This window comes from Streptococcus oralis (assembly GCF_001578945.1).
GTDB lineage: Bacteria > Bacillota > Bacilli > Lactobacillales > Streptococcaceae > Streptococcus > Streptococcus oralis_Q.
Genome location: NZ_KQ969656.1, coordinates 1 through 286, shown reverse-complemented (window position 1 = coordinate 286; position 286 = coordinate 1). Strand labels below are relative to the sequence as shown.

At 50.0% G+C, this 286-nt stretch carries 1 protein-coding gene; it reads left to right on the top strand.

Annotated features, from left to right (window positions below; translation table 11 throughout):
• Positions 1–286: hypothetical protein (locus tag SORDD16_RS10250; RefSeq protein ID WP_241734080.1), on the top strand; the 286-nt coding region annotated here is incomplete at both ends.

Genomic DNA, 286 nt, shown 5'->3' with positions numbered 1-286 from the left:
CTTACTGTAGCGACTGGAGGTCTTGGAGCACCTGTAGCGATGGCTATCGGTGGTGCAGCTTCTGGAGCAATCATCTCAGGATATGATGCCTATAGTTCTGGTCAACGTGGCTGGGAATTGGTTGGTTCGATTGCCAAAGGAGCAGGAACAGGTGCAATCTCAGGTCTTATTGGCGGCCAATTGATGGGAGCAGGAGCTAGTCTAGCAACCAATGTGACCCAAAATATTGGCAATCAAGCAGTTCGACAAGTTGCCAAGATTGGAGTGGAATCTGCGGTTGAGACTG